Genomic DNA, 3,082 nt, shown 5'->3' on the forward strand with positions numbered 1-3,082 from the left:
GTCATTGACCATGATATGTACTCAATCGATATGCTCTCTGAGCGTCTTCTCGTCTTTGAAGGAGAACCCGGGAGAAGAGGTGCAGCATATGGCCCATTCTGGATGAAGCAGGGAATGAACCGGTTCCTTGAAAATCTTGGTATCACATTCAGGCGGGACAAAACCGGCAGGCCCAGGATCAATAAGATTGGATCCTTCCTGGATCGCGAACAGAAGTCGCACGGAGAGTACTACTATGCGACAGCATCTGATGATTGATCACAAAAAAAAGTAATAAAAGTATCAGATCTCAGAACGTGTTCCATCCGCACGCCGGATGGAGATTGTAAACCCTTGTGCCGGGCAATAGAGGACTGTTCTTCCTTTTGTTCCACCGACATCCTCTCCTTTTATTGAGATCCCCTTCACTTTCAGTCCTGCCCTGACAGCTTCGATATTCCGCTCGCCAATAGAGAGGTTGCCGCTGAAATTTGCAAACATCTGTGCTCCGCCAACGAGCTTTGCCTGAAGGGTTTTTGGCGAGCATCCCTTCTTCGAAAGCTCCTGAAGCAGGATCTCAATTGCGGTATCGGCGTACTTCCCGAGACGATCCCGCTTCCCTCCGCTCTCGGGAAGCATGATATGGGCCATCCCGCCGATGCCGAGTTTTGTATCATGGAAGATCAACCCGATACAGGATCCAAGCCCTATTGAGGTCATCGGCTCCGCTCCGGTATGGTAATCGCCGATGCCTATGACGATGGCTTTTGGATTGTATCGGTTTGATTCTTCATCCATTCAATATCTCCAGAGCCATTTAACTGGCATGTTTCTTGAGGAGGTTGTCCATAAGCTCAAGGATCTGGGAGAGGGTGTTCATCTCTGGCAGCATCACAAGATCGCCATTGATGGAATACTGGTCGCATGACAGTTTAGTGTGGAAGAAGACGACCTCGTTCACATCAAAGGCAACCTCGGCAAGGAGCTGTTCGATCGCAGCATGTGCCATGTCAACCACAAGAACCGGCGGAGAGGGGAGCATCACAACGCCAAGGAGCTCTGCTGTTGCATCGAGGAATGCAGAGACCATGATATTGCCGACCTCGTTCAATGCACTCTCATCCATCTCATTCAGCTCACGCTCCTCATCTCCCATGCCAAGCATCGTGTTGGTCATCCGTTTTGCAGAGGAGAGCGGCATGATAAATATCACATACCCTCCCTGGTCGAGTTCGCCCTGCATCTGGAATATGGAGAGAGCCGCTGTCTCATCAGTGACGTGTTTGTAAATATCTGCCAGATCGACAACCTCAACGAGAGGTACTGTCATCTCTATCTGGCCCATTAACATCTGCGAAAGCGTTGTTGCTGCATGGGATGCCCCGATGTTGCCAAGTTCGCCAAGCGCGTCCATCTGTGTGGGTGTCAGTAATGCCATAATCTACACCATTGTATTTACATCTAATACCGGAACAACATGCCCGTCTCCGAGGATGGTGATGCCGGAAATTCCCCGGATTACTCCGATAATCTTGCTGAGTGGTTTTACCACCACTTCCTGCTGCCCCTCGACAATATCGACGGCAATGCAGCATTTCTGCTTGTTATACTGTACGACGATGAGAATCTCTGATGAATCAGATCCGCCAAACATCTCTTCAAGCATGTGGAGAGGCAATACCTCATCCCGGAGAAGGATAGAATCCTGTGTCCCGATCCGGTGGATATTCTCCCGCCTCATGCTTGCCACCTCAACAATGGCACTGATCGGGACTGCAATCCTCCGGTTATTTAACCGGACAATCATCACCTCAACGATCGCCATTGTCGGTGGGAGCAGAAGTTCAAAGATTGATCCCTTGCCTTCATTGGTTGTTACACGAATGGTTCCTTTCAGTGATTCTATCGCACCCCTGACGACATCAAGGCCGACACCACGGCCGCTGATATCGGTGATGGTATCTGCGGTGCTGAAACCTGCGTGGAAGAGATAGCTGATTGCCTCCTCCTTCGTCAGCTGGTCTGCCTGATCCGGGGCAAGGATACCTCTTTCGATAGCTTTTGCCTTCACCTTCTCCACATTGATACCGGCACCATCATCCCTCAGCTCGATGATGACATTATCACGGTCACGGCGTGCAGAGAGCTGGACAAGCCCCTTCTCAGGTTTGCCAACCTCCTTCCGGCGCTCCGGGGATTCAATGCCATGATTGACGGCGTTCCTGATGAGATGGAGGAGGGGATCATTCAAGCCGTCCATCACACTCCTGTCAAGTTCGGTCTCCCCACCCTCCATGACAAAATTTACTTCCTTGTTATCATAGTGGGCAGTATCCCTCACAACACGTGGAAGGCGGTTGAAGATGTGATTTAAGGGGATCATCCGGATATCCATCATCAGGACCTGGAGATCGGAGACCGATCGATCGATCATGCTGATCGCCTCATCCATCTCCTTCATCTTGTTCTTCTCAGCTATCTGCTTGAGGCGGCCACGGTTTATCACCAGATCCTCAATCAGGTTCATCATCCGATCCAGCTGAAGGATATCGACCCTCAGGTTCTTGATCTCCCTGTTCTTGGCGTCATCCTTCTTTTTAGGTGCTGGATCGCCGCTTTTTGTGGGCGTGGAGGCCTTCTGCCTTCTCTGCTCGGCAGCATCCAGCGGGATGATATCGACCGATCGGATCTCCGGCACCATCGCCGCTTTCTTCAATGCCTCTGGATCCCTGTCTGTTGCGATCGTCAGCTGGAAGTTCGAATCAAAGAGACCGTCCTCGACAGCCTCACGCGGGGGATCGCAGCTGACGATCGTCCCGCACTCTTGAAGGCGGTCGAGGGAGATGCAGGCACGGAGTCCTTTCATCGCTGACTCTTCATCAACACTGATGATCATCTGGTAGAGAGGCAGGTTTTGTGTATCTGCCTGTTCTTCTGTTGAACCCTGGGTGACAATCTCCTCGACTGAGACATCGGCAACTTCTGTTCCTGATGCGGCTGAACGAAGTGCCTCAATGCCCGCATCACTCTCAATCACAATTGAAAGTATGCCGTCAAAGGGAGCATCCTCATCTTCAAGTTGGGAGAGTGGGGGATTGGTTCC

At 51.3% G+C, this 3,082-nt stretch carries 3 protein-coding genes and 1 pseudogene; 1 reads left to right on the plus strand and 3 read right to left on the minus strand.

Translation table 11 applies throughout. The annotated features are described in order from the left end of the window. Positions 1 to 258, plus strand: a pseudogene (locus tag QCH34_RS09730) (ribosome biogenesis/translation initiation ATPase RLI); the annotation flags it as partial. A 24-nt stretch (positions 259 to 282) separates the two neighbouring features. Here the strand turns inward: QCH34_RS09730 and QCH34_RS09735 are convergent. The 3 genes from QCH34_RS09735 to QCH34_RS09745 form a co-directional block, all read right to left on the minus strand. Next, complete coding sequence (locus tag QCH34_RS09735) at positions 283 to 777, minus strand: chemotaxis protein CheD (RefSeq protein WP_300333453.1); 495 nt, start codon at positions 775 to 777, stop codon at positions 283 to 285. Between the two features lie 19 nt (positions 778 to 796). Beyond that, positions 797 to 1,417 (minus strand): chemotaxis protein CheC, encoded by a 621-nt coding sequence (locus tag QCH34_RS09740; protein WP_300333455.1) that lies wholly within the window; start codon positions 1,415 to 1,417, stop codon positions 797 to 799. 3 nt (positions 1,418 to 1,420) lie between these two features. Continuing rightward, positions 1,421 to 3,082: chemotaxis protein CheA (locus tag QCH34_RS09745; RefSeq protein ID WP_300333457.1), on the minus strand; the 1,662-nt coding region annotated here is incomplete at its 5' end.

The sequence above is a fragment of the Methanocalculus sp. genome (assembly GCF_029762515.1).
Taxonomy (GTDB): domain Archaea; phylum Halobacteriota; class Methanomicrobia; order Methanomicrobiales; family Methanocorpusculaceae; genus Methanocalculus.

Bases quoted from the DNA above. Each gene is read 5' to 3' on its own strand.
- QCH34_RS09740 (WP_300333455.1), bottom strand. From the start codon at position 1,417: ATGGCATTACTGACACCCACACAGATGGACGCGCTTGGCGAACTTGGC.
- QCH34_RS09735 (WP_300333453.1), bottom strand. From the start codon at position 777: ATGGATGAAGAATCAAACCGATACAATCCAAAAGCCATCGTCATAGGC.